General features: G+C 31.3%; 15 protein-coding genes and 2 pseudogenes. 12 read left to right on the top strand and 5 right to left on the bottom strand.

What is annotated here, in order from left to right; translation table 11 throughout:
• The first annotated feature begins 231 nt into the window (after window positions 1-231).
• Window positions 232-1469, top strand: a pseudogene (locus T473_RS20190) (aminotransferase class III-fold pyridoxal phosphate-dependent enzyme).
• A gap of 175 nt (window positions 1470-1644) precedes the next feature.
• On the opposite strand, the pseudogene hydG reads toward T473_RS20190, so the two are convergent.
• From hydG to T473_RS0112910, 4 genes and pseudogenes are all read right to left on the bottom strand, one after another.
• Window positions 1645-3019: pseudogene (gene hydG, locus T473_RS16860) on the bottom strand ([FeFe] hydrogenase H-cluster radical SAM maturase HydG).
• The gene (gene hydE, locus T473_RS0112920) at window positions 3019-4104 is read right to left on the bottom strand and encodes a [FeFe] hydrogenase H-cluster radical SAM maturase HydE (protein WP_024622278.1); all 1086 of its coding nucleotides are present in this window, start codon (window positions 4102-4104) and stop codon (window positions 3019-3021) included. Before hydE ends, hydG begins: the two are co-directional and overlap by 1 nt.
• Window positions 4097-5320, bottom strand: coding sequence for a [FeFe] hydrogenase H-cluster maturation GTPase HydF (gene hydF, locus T473_RS0112915; protein WP_024622277.1), 1224 nt, complete (start codon window positions 5318-5320; stop codon window positions 4097-4099). The genes hydE and hydF overlap by 8 nt, the downstream gene beginning before the upstream one ends.
• Before the next feature lie 11 nt (window positions 5321-5331).
• A complete protein-coding gene (locus T473_RS0112910; RefSeq protein ID WP_024622276.1) occupies window positions 5332-5583 on the bottom strand; it encodes a TM1266 family iron-only hydrogenase system putative regulator in 252 nt (83 codons plus the stop codon).
• A gap of 429 nt (window positions 5584-6012) precedes the next feature.
• Between T473_RS0112910 and T473_RS18910 the strand changes: the two genes are divergently transcribed.
• The 5 genes from T473_RS18910 (at window position 6013) to T473_RS0112885 (ending at window position 11553) form a co-directional block, all read left to right on the top strand.
• Window positions 6013-6174: a hypothetical protein gene (locus T473_RS18910; RefSeq protein ID WP_200865901.1), complete on the top strand. Its 162-nt coding sequence runs from the start codon at window positions 6013-6015 to the stop codon at window positions 6172-6174.
• Window positions 6175-6276: 102 nt separating this feature from the next.
• Entirely contained in the window at window positions 6277-6912 is a 636-nt protein-coding gene (locus tag T473_RS0112900; RefSeq protein WP_024622275.1) for an endonuclease/exonuclease/phosphatase family protein, read from the top strand.
• 118 nt (window positions 6913-7030) lie between these two features.
• Complete coding sequence (locus T473_RS0112895) at window positions 7031-8287, top strand: VanW family protein (protein WP_024622274.1); 1257 nt, start codon at window positions 7031-7033, stop codon at window positions 8285-8287.
• A gap of 200 nt (window positions 8288-8487) precedes the next feature.
• A complete protein-coding gene (locus T473_RS0112890) occupies window positions 8488-9438 on the top strand; it encodes a protein kinase domain-containing protein (protein ID WP_024622273.1) in 951 nt (316 codons plus the stop codon).
• Window positions 9439-9627: 189 nt separating this feature from the next.
• Complete coding sequence (locus T473_RS0112885; protein WP_024622272.1) at window positions 9628-11553, top strand: endonuclease MutS2; 1926 nt, start codon at window positions 9628-9630, stop codon at window positions 11551-11553.
• Between the two features lie 50 nt (window positions 11554-11603).
• On the opposite strand, the gene T473_RS0112880 is transcribed toward T473_RS0112885, so the two are convergent.
• Entirely contained in the window at window positions 11604-12686 is a 1083-nt protein-coding gene (locus T473_RS0112880) for an alanine/ornithine racemase family PLP-dependent enzyme (RefSeq protein WP_024622271.1), read from the bottom strand.
• Window positions 12687-13246: 560 nt separating this feature from the next.
• On the opposite strand from T473_RS0112880, the gene T473_RS0112875 reads away from it, so the two are divergent.
• The 6 genes from T473_RS0112875 to frr all read left to right on the top strand — a co-directional run bounded on the left by T473_RS0112875 (window position 13247) and on the right by frr (window position 18981).
• Window positions 13247-14305, top strand: coding sequence for a potassium channel family protein (locus T473_RS0112875; RefSeq protein ID WP_024622270.1), 1059 nt, complete (start codon window positions 13247-13249; stop codon window positions 14303-14305).
• Window positions 14306-14498: 193 nt separating this feature from the next.
• On the top strand, window positions 14499-15683 hold the full coding sequence (locus tag T473_RS0112870; RefSeq protein ID WP_024622269.1) for a D-alanyl-D-alanine carboxypeptidase family protein: 1185 nt from the start codon (window positions 14499-14501) through the stop codon (window positions 15681-15683).
• A gap of 193 nt (window positions 15684-15876) precedes the next feature.
• Entirely contained in the window at window positions 15877-16602 is a 726-nt protein-coding gene (gene rpsB / locus T473_RS0112865) for a 30S ribosomal protein S2 (protein WP_024622268.1), read from the top strand.
• A 95-nt stretch (window positions 16603-16697) separates the two neighbouring features.
• Entirely contained in the window at window positions 16698-17612 is a 915-nt protein-coding gene (tsf, locus tag T473_RS0112860; protein ID WP_024622267.1) for a translation elongation factor Ts, read from the top strand.
• Between the two features lie 85 nt (window positions 17613-17697).
• Entirely contained in the window at window positions 17698-18402 is a 705-nt protein-coding gene (gene pyrH / locus T473_RS0112855; protein ID WP_024622266.1) for a UMP kinase, read from the top strand.
• A 21-nt stretch (window positions 18403-18423) separates the two neighbouring features.
• The gene (gene frr / locus T473_RS0112850) at window positions 18424-18981 is read left to right on the top strand and encodes a ribosome recycling factor (protein WP_024622265.1); all 558 of its coding nucleotides are present in this window, start codon (window positions 18424-18426) and stop codon (window positions 18979-18981) included.
• The last annotated feature ends 1 nt before the right edge of the window (window position 18982 follow it).

Below are 18982 nucleotides of genomic sequence, written 5' to 3'. Positions count from 1 at the left end.
TAATAACATTATAATAACCAAATGAGAGTATTTTAAAAAAAATTTAATCCACCCACGGTATGTAATTCTATATATATTTATTTAAAATATTTTTATATCACAATACACTAAGGAGGGATATATTTGAGTAAAACAACTAGTAAATCAATTGAAAAAAAAGAAAAACAGTACATAGCGAAGACGCAAAAAATTCCTTACTATCCAGTAGCTTTTAAATCAGGTAAAGGAGCGATGTTATACGATTTTGAAGGAAATGAATATGTCGACTTTTTAGCCAGTGCTGGATCAGCAAATATAGGACACGGAAATAAAGAGTTGTCGGAGGCAGTAAAAGAGCAGATGGATGACCTAACTCAGTATACATTGGCTTATTTTAACAGTGAACCTCCAATTAGGTTAGCAGAAAAATTAGTTGAAATAGCACCTGGAGATAATAATAAAAAAGTTTTATACAGTGCAACTGGATCAGCGTGTATAGACGCAGCAATTAAGCTTTCTAGGGCATTTACAGGAAGGACAAAAATTATTTCTTTATTCGAGTCATATCATGGTAGTACTTTTGGTGCGATGTCTATTTCAGCTTTAAGCACAAATATGAGAAGAAAAATGGGTCCGCTATTATCAGATATATATCATTTTAATTATCCTGCATGTTGTAAATGTCCATATTCTAAAAAAGAGGAGAGTTGTTCATTAGAATGTGTTAATGAAATAGAGTTTGCATTCGATCACTATTTGCCATCAGAAGAAGTTGCTGCAATATTTATCGAACCGATAGCAGGTGATGCAGGAATAATTGTGCCTCCAAAAAATGGGTCAAAGCTATAAGAGAGCTATGTGATAAGTATGGGATAGTGCTTGTATGTGATGAAATACAGCAGGGAATGGGAAGAACTGGGAAATGGTTTGGAATTGAAAACTTTGATGTTGAAGCAGATCTGTTAGTTTTGGGAAAATCAGTAGGTGGGGGCCTTCCATTAGGGGCAGTAGTAGGTAAGACTGAAATATTAGAGAGTTTAGATGCACCAGCGCATGTATTTACACTATCTGGGAACACAACAGTATGTGTAGCTGCTTTGAAGTCTATTGAGATATTAGAAAGAGAAAATGCGCTTCAAAATAGCTTAGTAATGGGAGATTGCATAAAGGCTGGATTTGAAAAATTAAAGGAAAAATACGATATTATTGGTGATATAAGAGGGATAGGTCTATCTATTGGCGTAGATATAGTAAAAGGAAAAGGATCAACAGAAAAAAATCCTGATGCTACTACTAAAATATGCTATAGATGTATCCAAACAGGGTTGGTGATGATATTCTTAGGTCAATCTACTCTTAGAGTTCAACCGCCACTTGTAATAACTAGGGAGCAAGTTGAAAAGGCTATGGGGATTATAGATTCGGCTATAAATGATTATTTAAACGATAGAATTGGTGATGAAGTTTATGAAGTGACTCAAGGTTGGTAGGTGGTTGTTAAAATGGCCGCTGCCGGTTGTAGATAATACAAATTATTAGGTATGCTGGACGTCGAGTCTATCCAGAGAATACCTCATATTTTGTATTATCTACAACCGGCAGCAGCAGCCATTTTAACTTCCTTATGGTTAAGGCGAAAGTGGCTGATACAGCCACTTTCGTAATTTATAAGTATAAATCTCTTTTTCCTTTTTTTAGCTCGACTAAATTATTAGTGACAATGTTTTTTATGTCTTCTCTCGCAATGTTTTCTATCTGGTCTTGGATAAATTTTTCTCCTATATTTTTTAATTCTTCGTCTCCGTAATCTATTAGATATTCCATAAGCGTTGTAAGGGCATTTGGTGTACAGACATTGTGTATTTGGTGACTTTTTGCTAGGCTCATAAATCTGTCTCCAGTTCTACCTTTTCTGTAGCATGCGGTACAGTAACTTGGTATATATCCACTAGAAATTAAACCTTTTAGCATTTCGTTTGCGTCCCTGTGATCTCCGACTTCAAATTGGTCGATTACTTCACCGTCTTCGTAAGCTTTGTATCCTCCTACTCCTGTTAGAGAGCCGACACTTAGTTGTGATACTCCGTATTTTAATAGTTCGTCTCTCATACTAGAATCTTCTCTTGTAGACATGATTATTCCTGTGTAAGGAACAGCTAAGCGGGTGATAGCTACTATTTTTTTGAATAATTCGTCGTCTACTATGTTAGGGAAGTCTTCCAGATTCATACCTTCAGCTTTTTTCAACCTTGGGAAAGATATGGTGTGGAATCCTACACCGTACTTTTCTTCAAGATGCTCGTTGTGCATCATAAGTCCTAGTACTTCAAATTTAGGATCTGCTAGTCCAAATAAGACCCCTGCACCGACATCGTCAACTCCGGCTTCCATAGCTCTGTCAAAAGCAGTTAGATGGTATTCGTAGTCATTTTTTATTGATTTTCCATGCATCTTTTTAAATGTAGGACTGTGGTAAGTTTCTTGGAACAATATGTAGGTTCCGATTCCTTTTTCCTTTAAAAGTTTGTAATTATCGACTGTAGTGGCTGCTATGTTAACGTTCACTCTTCTTATATTTCCGTTTTCGTTGTAAGTTGAGTATATTGCATCAAGTGCATCCAAAATATAGTCTATGTCGCAATTTACAGGGTCCTCTCCAGCCTCTAAAGCTAATCTTTTATGACCCATTTTTCGAGAATTTTCACTTCTTCTTTGATTTCATCCATAGTTAATTTTTTCTCGAAAATTTATTTGATCTGCTAAAACCACAATATGCGCAATCATTTACACAATAGTTAGAGATGTACAGAGGGGCGAAGAGCACAACTCTGTTTCCGTAGATTTCATCTTTTATTTGACCAGCTATTTTGTATAACTTGTCTGTTTGTTCTTTGTTTTCTATTTCTAATAAAATAGCTATATCTTTGTAAGTTAGTTTTTCTCTATTTTGCGCTTTTTGTAGTACACCTTCAATATCTTTTGTAGTTGCTGATTTTGCTTCTTTTAGCAATGATTCTATTAATTCATGGTTTATAAACACTATAAACGCCTCCATTCAATATTATCTCCACGAGAATAATCTACTTTTAATCCTAAAAGTTCAAGACTTATTTCTAGTTCTTTATGGTACTCAAATGCTTCTTTACCAGTAGAAAGTTTGTTGTTGTAAAGAGAATACTGTTTTCTAAACTCTTTAGGTGATAGGTTAGGCATAATTACATTACATCCTGATTTTAGTCCTTGCTTTCTTCCGTTTGGATCTATAGATGCAAGTGCTGTTGTTGCGGGCAGTAAGCATTTTGGAAGAAGTAACCTAGTTATTGCAAGCATTAGAATTGTCTTTCTTAAATCGCCATGCTTATAATCTTTAAATTTTGTATCAATATGCGGGATAAATGGACCAATACCAACCATGTGAGGATTGAATTCTTTTAGAAAAAGTAAATCACTTACTAGTTCATTGTCCGTTTGATATGGCGATCCAACCATAAAGCCTGCACCTACTTGAAATCCAATTTTCTTTAAATCATTTAGACATTTCACTCTGTTTTCGAGTTTCATAACATCAGGGTGAAGTTTACTATAGTGATCAGTAGTTGAAGTCTCATGTCTTAGTAGATATCTATCTGCACCAGAATCGTAGTATTTTTTATATGAATCAATACTTTTTTCACCTATCGATAGGGTAATTGCACAGTCTGGATATTTTGTTTTGATACTTCTTATAATGTCTGACATTATTTCATCTGTAAAATATTGATCTTCCCCACCTTGAAGCACAAAAGTTCTATACCCTATTTCGTATCCTATTTCACAACATTCTAGTATACTGTTTTTATCTAGCCTATATCTTTCTACATTGTTATTTGACGCTCTAATGCCACAGTAGTAACAGTCTTTTTTGCATATATTTGAGATTTCAATCAATCCTCTTAAATATACGCTCCTGTCATAATTTTGATGTCTTAAAACATCGGATTTCTTACAGAGATAATCAAATAAATTTTCTTCTGTATTGTAATTGGGTTTATCAATATTTTCTACAAGAAAAAGTAATTGATCGCGCTCTAAATTGTTATCAGCGTAGAGTTTATCGATCAGTAACTTTAATTTATTATTAGTCATGTATATTAACTCCTTCAAAAATCTCAATCGACCTTTCTAAAATTCCCTTCACATGTGCAATGAGTATTCCATAGTTAACGATTGGTACGTTGTGTGTTTTTGAATTTTCGATTCTAGATAACATTTCTTTTCTATTCATCATACATGCACCACAGTGTACAACTAAGCTGTATTTAGCGATATTTTCAGTAAACGATACTCCTGAGCTAAATTCAAAAGTTAGGTCTTTACCCGACTTTTTCTTTAACATATTTGGTATTTTTACCCTTCCAATATCGTCGTCTTGAGCATGGTGTGTACATCCTTCTGCCATAAGTATTACATCACCGTCTTTTAAGTTGTCTATAGATTCAGCTCCATCTATTAAATCCTGTAGGTCACCTTTTTGACGGGCGAATAGGATGGAGAAAGAGGTAAGTGGTATATCCTTTGGTGTTTCTTTATCTACTTCTGTGAAAGCTTGTGAATCAGTTATTACTAACTTAGGTTTCTTTGAGAGATTGTTTAGAGTTTCTTTTAGGGTACTTTCCTTAGTGACTATCGGTATTGCATTGTTATCGAGACAATCTCTTATAACTTGTTGCTGTGGAAGGATAAGTCTGCCTTTTGGTGCAGATTTATCAATAGGTGTTACAAGTACCACAAAGTCATTATCGTCTACTAAGTCTGATACAAGAATTATTTCATTTTTATTTTTTGGAATAAATTTGATAATTTCTTCTTTTATTTTATCTATTCCAATACCATTTGAGGCAGAAGATAAAACTATATTAGCAGAGGTCTTTTCTTTTATTTCTTCAAGCTGCTGATTTGATATACTTGCTGTGTCAGATTTATTTAAAACAACAAGATAAGGTATATTCTTAGCTTTAAATTTTTCTATTAAATGTAGGTCTTCTGTAAGTATTCCTGAATTGACATCTGCAACTAGTAAAGCTATATCTGTTTTGTCTAGAACATTTAAAGATTTTTTAATTCGAAGCTCACCTAGTTCGCCATGGTCATCAATGCCAGCTGTATCAATGAGTACACAAGGTCCAATAGGCAGTATTTCTATAGGCCTAAATACTGGATCGGTAGTAGTTCCTTTTACATCTGATACAATGGCGATGTCTTGATTTGATAGTGCATTTATCAAACTCGATTTGCCAGAGTTTCTTTTTCCAAATATACCGATGTGGGTTCTTACCGATTTTGGGGTTGAGTTTAACGACATTGTTATCCCTCCTATAATTCTTTTTTTGATATGCTTGTTTTTACTAAAACATTAGGGATATTTCCAAGTTTACCAGTAAGATTGTTAATATCATCTAGTTTTCCAACTACAACAATACAAATAACAGATACGCCTTCAGTTTCACATGGAATTCCCATACGACCTTTTATAATCCCCTTAAAAGAGGAGATAGTCTCGTTAAATTTATGTTGTGATTTTTCTGGTTCCTCCAAAATAGCACTAATAACTGCAATTTTTTTCATATAATTCTCCTTAAAATAAAAAACTTCTCTTTAATCCAGAAAAAAATCCGTGATAAAGAAAAGTTAGTATCTCCATGTATAATTCAACATATTTACTAAATTTCCCGGCAGATTAGAATATTCTTTTCTGGTAGGTAATCTATTTATTAAAGAGACAATTGTCTAAAGAAAAAATAAAATTTTTAACTAAAGAAAATTGATATTACTTATATGATAATTCTATTTTCTAGATTAGTCTATACAAAAATAAAATATAAAAAATTATATTTACTATTGTATCGAACAAATGTATGGTGTATAATTAAGGAACAAGTGTTTGGTGAGGAAATTTTCTTATATTCATTTGATTATTTTAAAATAATACGAATATAAGTGATAAATAATAAATATAATAAACTATAAATATTTTGTAAAGGAGAATTAATGCATATGATGATTAAACCTAGAAAAATAAAAGATATTACACTTATGAATTTAAAAAACGGTGATGTTACACTGAGCGAACTGGACGAGATATATAAAAAAATGGGATTTTTATTTGTAGTAAGTGAAGGAAGATTTACTAGGATAAAAAAAGAGGTTCAGCATTAATATAAAATTATTTACGATTTTGGATAACCTAACTTAGTATAAGGAGAGATACTTTAGTTAGGTTTTTTATTTAATTATTTATCCATGTGAAAGGAGTTATATATGAAGATAGTTACTTACAATATCCATAAGGGAATGAATGCAAAGAATAAACCAACACTTTTCAAAATAGGAAAATACTTAAAGAAACAACGCTGTGATGCGATTTGCCTACAAGAGGTATTGTACCCGCAATTTTTGATACTTAAAAAACAGATAAATATGAATGGTGTTTTTGCAGCTAATGTTAAAAAGCCGGGGATGCTATATGGAATATGTATATTTACACAAAGTAAAGATTTTAGCAGTCAGCATTTCTTACTTACAAGCAAAAAAGAGCAAAGAGGGGCGCTTTGTCTAAGTTATGAAACCAATAAAGGTCACATTAATATAATAAATACACATTTGGGGCTTGATAAACAAGAGAGAAATATACAGCTAAATGAAATTATGGATTATACTAAATGTTTAGTTGGCAATAAAATTATATGTGGGGACTTTAATGATAAAAATATAAATATAGGGAAATTTAACGACACAGCAATTATATCTGATGAGCAAGAACAGGCTACTTTTTGGCCATCAAGTTCAAGGATTGACTATATTTTTGTAGATGGTCAATTAAACATAAACAATTATAAAGTAGATGAAATAAAATTATCAGATCATTTTCCACTTATTTGCGAAATTAGCAAATAAATGTAACAATTTAGTTACATTTAGCCAAAGGTGTTGTTAATGAAATCCTATTAAAATATAATCTAATTAGTCCTATAAAATTAGAATAGTTTATTTGCATGATTAATGAGGTGATTAAATGAGTGAAAGTTCAACAGAAGTAGAAAAACTCAGCAAGTTTAAAGAAAAGAAATTAGGAATAGTACTATTAGGTATAGCGGTCTTATTAATATTAATAATATTGTCCTTTAATAAATTTTTCCTATACAACGGTAAAATTGCAAAGAATATATTTATTCAAGGGGTAGAAGTATCGAATATGACACAAGATCAAGCCCTTAAAACAGTAAAAGCTAAGTATAAGCCGAGAAACTTAAACTTAGAGTATGATAAGAAAAACTATAAAATACATGCAAAAGATATAAACTTAAAGTACGATATAGATGGAGCTGTTAAAGAAGCTTACAATATGACAAAGAAAGATTCTTATTTTGGGAATGTAAAAAAATATTTTGGTTTACTATTTAATAAAGAAGATATAAACATCAAAACTAGTTTTGACGAAGCAAAGCTTAGCACTAAAGTTTCAGAAATAGCTAATGACATAAATATAAAAATGGAAAATGCAGCAGTGGTTATAGATGGCGGAATCAACTATAAAGATGCAATTACAGGTAAAGAATTTGATGTAGCAGTTAATAAAGAAGCTATTTACGAAAAGATAAACAAAAAGGATACAAAATTATTACATATCAAAGTAAATTTAAAAAAACCAGAGATAACATTAGACCAAGTAAAAAAAGTGGATGCAGTTTTAGCTCAGTATTCAACTAACTACGGTACTAGCTCTTATGGTAGAGCATATAACGTCGGATTGTCTGCTAGAAAGACAAGTGACGTATTACTTATGCCTGGCGAAGAGTTCTCTTATAATGGGATGACAGGGCCAAGTAACAGGGCAAACGGGTATAAAAATGCACCAGTCATTGTTTATGGTAAGTTGCAACAAGCTCCTGGTGGAGGGGTCTGTCAGACATCTTCTACAATATACAACACAGCTCTTTTTGCAGGAATGCAGATAACAGAGGTTACAAACCACTCAGCGGCATCTTCGTATGTTCCAAGAGGGAGAGACGCTACAGTAAGTGACGGAGGGCTAAACTTAAGATTTAAAAATCCATATAAGCACCCAGTATTTGTAAAAAATAGTGCAAACGGAAGTGTAATAACTTCTACTATATATGGAAACTCATCAGACAAACAAAATATAGGGATTGACGTTAGGTATAGTTCTGGGAAGTATTCAACTTATAGATACTATAAAGACGATTCAGGAAATGTTACAAAGAGTGAACATATTTCTGATAGCAAGTATAGAGCATTAAAGAAAAATTAAACAATTTAGATTATAATAGTCAATTCAAAGAGCTCATTGCATGTTGGAATCGCCAACTGTAATGAGCTCTCTTATATTGTGCAAAGATTAAGGTTTTTAGATAAATTTCTAATTATCGATAGTTTTATGGAAAATAACTACATATATTGCTATAATCTTAATATATATTTATTTGAAATTATTTTGGGGAGGGAAAGCTTTTGAACTTAATAGATAAAAAGTATCAACTATTAGAATCGAATGATTTTATTGAAGATAATAAGTTGTATAAAGCTAAAGATGTAAGAAACGACAGAGATGTTCTTATAAAGCTTATAGAGAAAAACGATAGTATCTGTGACGAATTTTTAATGAATTTAATAGATGAAGTTACAGTTTTATCAGATTTAAACTCTCCATATATATTTAAAACACTTGATGTAGGTGTTGATAAGCTAGAAGGATCAGTATATTTTTATATAGTTAGTGAATACTCTAAAGGCATTGAGTTGAATAAATTACTCGATGGCAAAAGTCTTCAGCTAGACTATGTAATAAAGATAGTTATACAGGTATTAAAAGCGCTTGAATCGGCGCACTCAATACAAGCATATCATGGAAGTTTAAAGCCAAGCAGTATAATTGTAGATGAAGACTACAATGTTAAAGTATGTGATTTTGGTATTACTAGAGCAAACAAAGGGGTTCATACTAGAAGCTCGGATAGTTTAGATTATATGTGTCCTCACCAGCTTTGTGTTGATTACACAGATAAGGACAGTGATTTTTTTAGTCTAGGAGAAATATTTTATGAAGCCTATTTTGGAGAAAAGGTATTTGTATGTGTATCATCTGAAAAAGAGCTTCTCAAAAATATAGATAAGGGAATAAATTGGAATGTTAGTAGATATAAGAATGAGAAAAAAGAACTTATATATGTAATGAGTAAGTTAATAGATAGAGATAAAAGTTATAGTAATTCTCAGGAAGTAATAATAGATCTTAGTAGTATAATGTACGAAAAAGCCTCAGAGGAGGATGAACTGAGAGACGAATTTTATGAAGTTATAAAGGAAAAAGAAAAAAGAGAAAAAAATAAGATTTTTAAAAACATAATACTAACGGTGCTTATAATTTTAATGGTAGTTACAATGTTAATTGTGTATTTTTAAGATTGACTGTATATGATAGAATTATATATAGTAAGTTAAATATAAAGTGAGGAGAAGTGTTTTATGAAAAAAAATACTAACTATTTTGAGTCCGCAGTTAGACTTCTTAATAAATAAGGAGTCAAGTATCGTACCCTTATTTATTAAGTCGTCAATCCGTTATTAGACTTATAAATAAAGGAGAACAAAATGAATAGTTCAACAATAGAAAAATTACAACTAAATGAAGTAAAGGAACAAGTAAAAATGCACTGTGTAAGTTATCTAGGTAGAAATCTAATAGATAATCTTATGCCAAGTGGAGATATAAATATAGTATCGAGAAGATTAAATGAAAACAAAGAAGCGAGAACTGTAGTAGAAAATAGTACACACATACCTTTAGAAGGACTCTTCAATATTATGCCAGTAATCGATAAGGTTGAAAAAGGCATGATACTTGAGCCAATTGAGCTTATAGATATACAAGACTTTTTAAGAGGTTGCAGAAAGATCAAAAAATTTATGGAAGAAAAGGAATTTTACTCTCCTAAGCTGAGTTCTTATTCTGTAAATATAACTGAATTAAAAAATATCGAAGAGGAAATAAATTACTGTATAAAAGGAAACAAAGTAGATTCCAATGCAAGCAATGAGCTTAAAAAGATAAGAAGAAATATTGATACAGCTGAAAGTAAGGTAAAAGAGAGATTAAACAAATTTATAACTTCAAGCGTCAATAAAAAATATATACAGGAATTTATAATCACTAAAAGAAATGATAGATATGTAGTTCCAATAAAAGCTTCACATAAAAATGAAGTAAGAGGGACAGTACTAGATACTTCATCTAAAGGAAATACAGTTTTCATTGAACCAGAGAGTATATCTAAGACTAGTTCAGATTTAATATTGCTATTAGCAGATGAATCTGTAGAAGAGTACAAAGTTTTGTCTTATCTAACAGAGCTGATATTTGAAAACATAAGACAAATCAACTTAAACATTGAAGTAATTTCAGAGTACGACATGGTATTTGCAAAAGCAAAGTATAGTCAGAAGATAAAAGGGGTTACTCCAAATATTAATAATTGTGGAAATATAAATATAAAAAATGGAAAGCACCCTCTTTTAGTTAATGGAGCAGTACCATTAAATTTTGTTATAGGTAAGGATTACAGAAGCCTTATTATAACAGGTCCAAATGCTGGAGGTAAGACAGTTACACTTAAAACAGTAGGTATTCTTACAGCTATGGCTGAGTGCGGATTTGATTTACCAGTAGATAAAGGGACAGAAATAAGTGTATTTGATAATATATTTGTCGATATAGGCGACAATCAAAGTATTGAAAATTCACTTAGTACTTTTTCATCACATATAAAAAATATTTCGTATATAGTAAGAAAATCTAACAATACAACACTTGTATTATTAGACGAAATAGGAAGTGGAACAGATCCAAATGAAGGAGCTGGGCTTGCAATTTCTATTCTTGAAGAATTGTATTTAAAAGGATGTATAACAGTAGCATCAACCCACTATGGAGAAATTAAAAAATTTGCAAATTCACATCCTGATTTTGAAAATGCAGGAATGTTATTTGACCCAAATACCCTTGAGCCAATGTATAAGTTGACAATAGGTAAATCTGAGGACAGCAATGCACTTTTTATATCCAAGAAGATGGGAATATCTGATAAGATAATAGAAAGAGCTAAAGGTTATATAGATAGTCGAGAATACAGTACTAAAGTAATAGAAAGAAGTAAAATACTTAAAGAAAAAGAAACTTCAGATTCCGATAACCTAGTAGCTAATACTTATTTGGGTTATGAAAGAGGAGATAGAGTAAAGCTTTTAGACAAAGATGAATTTGGAATAGTTTATAACTCAGTAGATAAATTCAACAATGTAGAAGTATTTTACAAAGATCAATTTATAGCAGTAAATATAAAGAGGCTTGAGTTGAAATCTAAAGCCGCTGATTTATATCCAGTTGGGTATGATTTAGACAGTTTATTTGTAGATTTTAAAGACAGAAAGCTTGAAAGAGGTATCGAAAGAGGTTCAAAGAAAGCTTTAAAGGAAATTCAAAAACAGATCAAAGTCAGACAAAATACAAATGGTTTTTAGATGAAATAATAAACAAGGCGGAAGTCACTTTAGGGCTAACGCCTTGTTTGTTATCCATATACTTTTTCTGTTGAGCATTCTTTCATCACGAAAGGTGATGTAGTAGCGGATAATACTGCACTATAAGAGCATCTAAAACTTATTAAATCTCCTAATTTGTACTCTGTCATAGGGTTTAAATAACATATCATATGATCGCTACTTCCACCTAAAATTTTGATGTTCGAATCAATTGGATCTAATGCCTCAATTACTACATCTTGACGCCCAATTGCTAGTATAGCGCGATCTATATTTCCATAATCTATATACTCAGTTATTCTTCCAAAGGCATCTTTACCCATCTGTCCAATTGGATAGGACGGTTTATGTTTTAATTCAATAATTTCTGCTTTTAAAATAAAAGCATCATCAATAAGCCCAGGAATTTTTTTGTCATTTGTACTATCTTCACCGAATAGAATGGCTTCTCCAATTCTCAAGAAATTAATACCTGCCGCTAATGTATTATTAAATATTAATTTGCTTGTACACGTTGACCCACCACTTATAATACTAATATCATATTGACATTCTTTTTTTATTTTATTTTTTAATTTTACTAATATGTCTGTATTTTCTTTACTTGGCATAATACTACCGTAACAACCGACATTAGTTCCAATACCAATAAGGTTAACTCCATCTAATTTTATAATCTCTTCAACAGTTTCAATTACATCTTCTATTAAGACTCCTTCTCTTAAATCACCTACATCTACCATTAAAATAATATTGTGAACTTTTCCCTTTAAAATAGCAATTTTAGAGGCCCTTTTTATCATCGACAATTCAGATTGCAAGCTAGTTGAACAATAATCTATCATTGATTCAAGTTCACTTATTTTTGGAATCCTAATAAGAGTGTAATCTAGATAAGGTTTATCCTTTTTAACTTTAATGATATTTCTCATTCTACTGTCGCCGAAATACTTGATTCCAACAGTTTCCACTGCACTAATTATGTTGGTATTAGCACAAAATCCTTTTGTAATAAACATGATATTAATATTCTTTTCGTCAAATATAGATTTTAATTTAGTTGCGTTAGATTTTATTTTGTCTAGATCAATCTCTAAAATTGGTGTCTCCATTGTATCACTCCCTCCTTATATTTATACTTATAGCCATGTGCAAATAAAGATCACTATACCTTATACTTGTAAAGTAAATACTATCTTGCTTTTATGGATCTGTTTTTTTATATTTAAAGCAATAGGATTTATACCTATTGCTTTAAATATGAAAAACATTAATGAAGAAAAGTTATAAATATTTAATTCAATTTATATGTCAAAACTCCTTCAAAATATATATAAAGATAACGATACCTTCAAGATTTGAAATTTGTAATGAAGTAAATTGAAACAATAAGACTGACCCGAATCAGACTTCCTGACCGCCCAAAAGATTTTATATAATGGAATTTTAAGAAATTGATATAGTTGGAGAATTACGTGTTTAGACAGGAAAATGTTCATGAAGTAGTGTAGGTAACAGTTACGGCCTTTAGCCAAGCTGTGGTCACCGGCACATCATGAATAGTTTCTTGTCTGAACGCGAAATTCTACTAACTACACAATTTCTTAAAAAACAATATTAAATTTTATATTATTACACATAATAGTTATACAAGACTTTTAGGAGGGCAGCAATGAAGTGTGCATGGGAATCAAAAGCATATAAAAATAAAAAATGTAATCACCATGCCACGAATGGTGATTATTGCTTATTTCATAAATCTAATAAAAGCGTTGAAGAAAACAGACTAATGAGATCGAAAATTATAAATGAAGAAATATCAGATTTTAGCGGTTTTGTATTTGAAAAGGATTTTGATGCAAAGTCAATAATTACTTATGATTATAAATTTCTAGACTTTAGTGAAAGTATTTTTAATCGAAAAGCTGATTTTAGCAATCTTATATTTAAAAAAAGTATAAAGTTTAACTATGCAATGTTTAAAAATCAAGTTCAATTTAAAAATTCGATTTTTATTGAGAACTGTATACTAAATAAAACTTCTTTTAATAAAAAGTTTCTAGATAATAAAGTATTTAGGGGAGCTAAATTTCAAGGTCAGGATTTAGTAATCAAAAATGCAGAAAACTTTCCTAGAATGGATGGAATAGTATTTAATGACTATTCAAAGATAATATTTGACAACATAGACTACGAAAAAGAAGATTATAGGCATGGAAAGTTAAATTACAGGATAGCCAGAAATCAAGCTCTTAAAATAGGTGACTACGAAAGAATAGGACACTATTATTATAATGAAAGATATTATAGTAGTAAATTGATGAGGCCGACTGACTATGCAAAGTACAGTGAGTATTTGGGTGAAAAATTTTTTGATACAATAGCAAAACACACTACAGGTTACGGTGAAAAGCCTTGGAACATACTTATAGTGATAGTGTTTATAATAAGTTTATTTGCATTCTTTTATTTATTTTTAGGAGTTGAAAACTTAGATCACAAGCTAATAAGTTTAAATTTAAACGAATTAAATACTTACTCTTTAAAAGACATATTTAATAAATATATAGATCTATGGTATTTCAGCATGGTTACATTTTCTACATTAGGATACGGAGACCTTATAATAACTACAGGTTTAGGGAAAATTTTAGCGAGTATAGAAGTTTTACTAGGAATTAGCTCCGGAGCAATTTGGACTTCGCTAATAATGAAAAGAATGCTCAGATAACAACAGAAAAAGTTGTCTCCAAAAGATATTTTTCATTACCCAAAATTGTTTTATACAAATATCATAAAAAACATATCTATAAAAAATGTATATTGAAGTAACTTATAACATAAAATACTAAAGATTATATTGAGGAGACAAGTATTAATACCTACTACCTCAGTTTAGCATTAATTATAAGAAGGTGAAAATATTGAAAAACAGCATTAAAAAAATACTCTCAGTTATAATCTTGATGGCAATTATAACTCCAAATGCAGTATACGCCGATCAAAAAAATATAGACATGTTCTCAAAAGCTTCTATTATAATAGATCAAGACTCAGGAAGGGTACTATACGAAAAAAATGCGGATGAAAAGTTGCCACTCGCGAGTCTTACTAAGATGATGACTTTTTTACTTGCTATTGAAGCAATTGAAAAGGGTGAAGTTAAGAACGGTGACGTTATAACTATTGATAAAGATGCAGCATCAATTAAAGGGTCGACTTATAAGTTAAAAGCAGGCGAGAAGATACCTCTGATTGAACTAATGAGAGGTCTTATGATAGTTTCGGGAAATGATGCTGCAGCTGCAATAGCAAAACATATATCTAATACTCAGGGTAACTTTGTAGATAAGATGAATAAAAAAGCAAAGGAACTGGGGATGACTAATACGCACTTTTTAAATGTAAATGGTCTACCGATATACGATTTGAAAAATCCAAAAGCTCCAGCTAAGGAAAATAAATCTTCTGCTAGAGATATAGCAATACTAGGCAAGTATATGTTTGATAAATATGAAAAACAAGTAACTGCAATAACAGATATGGAAACGTACACATATAAGGAAAGAAATTTTGAAAAGAGCAATACAAATGCGCTTCTTAGAATGATTCCTGAGGTTGACGGTATAAAGACTGGTTATACTGGAAATGCTGGATACTGTTTGTCGTTTTCAATGCTTGTAAATAAGGATCAAAATAATGATAAAAATCGTAGGGTTATAGGTGTTACTCTTGGAGCTAATCATAAAAATAAGAGAATTTCAGCAGCGACAGCTATGTTGAAGTACGGGAAAGAAAATGTAAAAGTAAAGAAGATTATTGATAAAAATACTGTTATAGGTAAGAAGTATATTAAAGGTATAAAAGATCTTGAAGTAGTCATGAAGACTAAAGGTGAATTTTATGCAGTGACTAAAGATGATGAGACATTAAAATCAAGTGTTGATTTTAAAGAACTAGAATATCCTGTAAAAAAGGGAGACAAGCTAGGGATTATAAAATATACAAATACCTCGGGAGAGTTAATCGGAAGTGTAGATATAATAAGCGCTAATGATGTAAAAAATATATCATTTATTGATAGAATAAAGATAAAATTGGCGGAATGAAAGTAAATGTATAGAACTAAGAAATATTGGATATAAAAAGAGTAAATATTATTGTATTTTAGTAACCTTTATGATATACTACGAGAGGTGAAAAAATAAATTATCACACACAGCATTGGGATCCTTAAAAGGTGCCTATATGGTTTTTTAGGGAGAAGATCAAGCTGGAGGTATAAAACCAGGAGGTAAAAGTATGAGTGTTATTTCAATGAAACAATTATTAGAAGCAGGGGTTCATTTTGGACATCAAACAAGAAGATGGAATCCAAAAATGGCTAAATTTATATTCACAGAGAGAAACGGAATATATATAATAGACCTACAAAAAACAGTTAAGAAAGTTGAAGAAGCGTACAGATTCGTTAAAGACGTTGCTGAAACTGGAAAACCAATCTTATTCGTTGGAACTAAGAAACAAGCTCAAGAAGCTATAAAAGAAGAAGCTGAAAGATGCGGAATGTACTTCGTTAACGAAAGATGGTTAGGTGGAATGCTTACAAACCACAAAACTATAAAAACAAGAATCAATAAATTAAGAGACTTAGAAAAAATGGAAGAAAACGGAACATTTGACGTACTTCCTAAAAAAGAAGTTATAAAATTAAGAGCTGAAAAAGATAAGCTAGAAAAATTCTTAGGCGGAATTAAAGATATGCCAGAATTACCAGGTGCTATATTTGTTGTAGACCCAAGAAAAGAAAGTATAGCTATACAAGAAGCTCACAGATTAGGTATACCAGTTGTTGGTATAGTTGATACAAACTGTGATCCTGAGCAATTAGACTACCCAGTTCCAGGTAATGACGATGCTATAAGAGCAGTTAAATTAATAACTGGTGCTATGGCAACAGCTGTTATCGAAGGAAGACAAGTTTCTGAAGAAGAAGTTGCTGAAGAGGAAGTTGCTGAGCAAGAATAATAATTAAAACTAAATGGTAAGGGTCACCCTTACCATTTATAATGTATATTTAAATAAATAATTCGGATTTACAAAAAGTAGGAGGGAATTTATAAATGGCAAATATTACTGCTCAAATGGTTAAAGAGTTGAGAGAAACTACAGGCGCTGGAATGATGGACTGTAAAAAAGCTTTACAAGAAGCTGATGCTAACATTGAAAAAGCGATAGATATATTAAGAGAAAAAGGGTTATCAAAAGCTGCTAAGAAAGCTGATAGAGTAGCTGCTGAAGGCCTTGTGACAATAGAAATAAACGCTGATAACTCAGTTGCTTCTATAGTAGAAGTAAACTCAGAGACTGACTTCGTTGCTAAAAACGAGGATTTCAAAAAATTAGTTAAAGATGCGGCTGAAATGGCATTAGTTACAACTAATACTGAAATAGAAGCATTCTTAAATGAAACTCATGCAGAAGGTATAACTTTAAAGGAAGTTTTAAATAATAGAATAGCTACTATAGGAGAAAAACTAGACATAAGAAGATTTGCAAAAGTAACTACAGATGGACAAGTTGCTGGATACATTCACGGTGCTGGTAAAATAGGTGTTATAGTTGAACTAGCTACTGATTCTAAAGATGCAAAAATATTAACATTAGGTAAAGATATTGCTATGCAAGTTGCTGCTATGAATCCTAAATATGTATCTAGAGATGAAGTTGATGCTGATTACATAGCTCATGAAACTGAAATCTTAACTCAACAAGCTTTAAACGAAGGAAAGCCTGCTAACATAGTTGAGAAGATGGTTAAAGGTAGACTAGAGAAAGAATTAAAAGAAGTTTGTTTATTAGAGCAAACATTCGTTAAAAATCCAGATTTAACAGTTAAACAATTAGTTGCTGATGTAGCTAAACAAGTTGGATCTGACATAAATGTTGTTAAAGTTGTGAGATTCGAAGTTGGTGAAGGTATAGAAAAGAAAGAAGAAAACTTTGCAGAAGAGGTTGCTAAGCAACTTAAGAATTAACCAAAAAGAGAACACATACGTGTTCTCTTTTTTAAAAAGTGTTATAATTTTAGTAGAAGATAAGTAGTAAAACAGGAGGTTTTTAATGGATAAACCAGTATATAAAAGAGTTCTTTTGAAGTTGAGTGGAGAAGCGCTAGCAGGAGATAGAGGTTTTGGCATAAATAATGATGTAGTAAATGATATAGCTGTTGCTATAAAGAATATCCAAGAAATTGGAGTGGAAGTAGCAGTAGTTGTAGGTGGTGGTAACTTCTGGAGAGGAAGAACTAGCGAAGGAATGGACAGAACAACTGCCGACTATATTGGAATGATGGCTACAGTTATGAATGCTATGGCTTTACAGGATGCTTTAGAAAACATAGAAGTTCCTACAAGAGTACAGACAGCGATAGATATGAGACAGATCGCAGAACCATACATTAGAAGAAGAGCTGTTAGACATCTAGAAAAAGAAAGAGTTGTGATATTTGGAGCGGGTACCGGAAATCCGTACTTTACTACTGATACTACAGCAGCACTTCGTGCAGCAGAAATGGAAGCTGAAGTAATATTATTGGCTAAAAATGTGGACGCAGTATACGACAAAGATCCTAAAATATATGATGATGCTATTAAATTTACTGAATTAACATATATGGAAGTTATACAAAAAGAGTTAAAAGTTATGGACTCAACTGCTACATCTTTATGTATGGATAACAAAATACCAATAAAGGTATTTAAACTTACTACAGAGAATATTATAAGAGCAGTTAGCGGTGAAAATATAGGAACTATTGTAAAATAATATATAGGGAGGATGAATTTTATGAAACTAGAACTACATAAGCAATTAGAGACTAGAATGGAAAGCACTATTGAAGCTCTAAAAGTAGAATTTACAACTATAAGAGCTGGAAGAGCAAATGCTCAAATGTTGGATAAAGTGAGAGTAGACTATTACGGAACTCTTACTCCTGTAAATCAAATAGGAGCAATCTCTGTACCTGAGCCAAGAACGTTACTTATAAGCCCTTGGGATAAAACAGCGTTAGCAGATATAGAAAAAGCTATAAGAACAGCAGATCTAGGACTTAACCCTACAAACGATGGTGAAGTGATAAGAATATCTGTACCTATGCTTACAGAAGAGAGAAGAAAAGAACTTGCAAAGAGAGCTTCTAAAGTATCTGAAGAGTTTAAAATAAGAGTTAGAAATGATAGAAGAGACTCAAATGATAAACTTAAAAAGATGGAAAAAGACGGCGAAATAACAGAAGATGAACTAAAAAAATCACAAGATGAAGTGCAAAAAATAACTGATAAATATATAAAAAATATAGATACATTATTAGCAAACAAAGAAAAGGATATAATGGAGGTATAAT

The sequence above is a fragment of the Clostridioides mangenotii TR genome (assembly GCF_000498755.1).
In the GTDB taxonomy this organism is placed as follows: Bacteria; Bacillota; Clostridia; order Peptostreptococcales; family Peptostreptococcaceae; genus Metaclostridioides; species Metaclostridioides mangenotii_A.
This window is presented reverse-complemented; position numbering and strand designations above follow the sequence as displayed.

What these genes read in the sequence shown, in the direction of transcription:
- hydE (WP_024622278.1), bottom strand. Translation starts at nt 4,104, where the DNA reads ATGACTAATAATAAATTAAAGTTACTGATCGATAAACTCTACGCTGAT.
- hydF (WP_024622277.1), bottom strand. Translation starts at nt 5,320, where the DNA reads ATGTCGTTAAACTCAACCCCAAAATCGGTAAGAACCCACATCGGTATA.
- T473_RS0112910 (WP_024622276.1), bottom strand. Translation starts at nt 5,583, where the DNA reads ATGAAAAAAATTGCAGTTATTAGTGCTATTTTGGAGGAACCAGAAAAA.
- T473_RS18910 (WP_200865901.1), top strand. Translation starts at nt 6,013, where the DNA reads ATGATGATTAAACCTAGAAAAATAAAAGATATTACACTTATGAATTTA.
- T473_RS0112900 (WP_024622275.1), top strand. Translation starts at nt 6,277, where the DNA reads ATGAAGATAGTTACTTACAATATCCATAAGGGAATGAATGCAAAGAAT.
- T473_RS0112895 (WP_024622274.1), top strand. Translation starts at nt 7,031, where the DNA reads ATGAGTGAAAGTTCAACAGAAGTAGAAAAACTCAGCAAGTTTAAAGAA.
- T473_RS0112885 (WP_024622272.1), top strand. Translation starts at nt 9,628, where the DNA reads ATGAATAGTTCAACAATAGAAAAATTACAACTAAATGAAGTAAAGGAA.
- T473_RS0112880 (WP_024622271.1), bottom strand. Translation starts at nt 12,686, where the DNA reads ATGGAGACACCAATTTTAGAGATTGATCTAGACAAAATAAAATCTAAC.
- T473_RS0112875 (WP_024622270.1), top strand. Translation starts at nt 13,247, where the DNA reads ATGAAGTGTGCATGGGAATCAAAAGCATATAAAAATAAAAAATGTAAT.
- rpsB (WP_024622268.1), top strand. Translation starts at nt 15,877, where the DNA reads ATGAGTGTTATTTCAATGAAACAATTATTAGAAGCAGGGGTTCATTTT.
- tsf (WP_024622267.1), top strand. Translation starts at nt 16,698, where the DNA reads ATGGCAAATATTACTGCTCAAATGGTTAAAGAGTTGAGAGAAACTACA.
- pyrH (WP_024622266.1), top strand. Translation starts at nt 17,698, where the DNA reads ATGGATAAACCAGTATATAAAAGAGTTCTTTTGAAGTTGAGTGGAGAA.
- frr (WP_024622265.1), top strand. Translation starts at nt 18,424, where the DNA reads ATGAAACTAGAACTACATAAGCAATTAGAGACTAGAATGGAAAGCACT.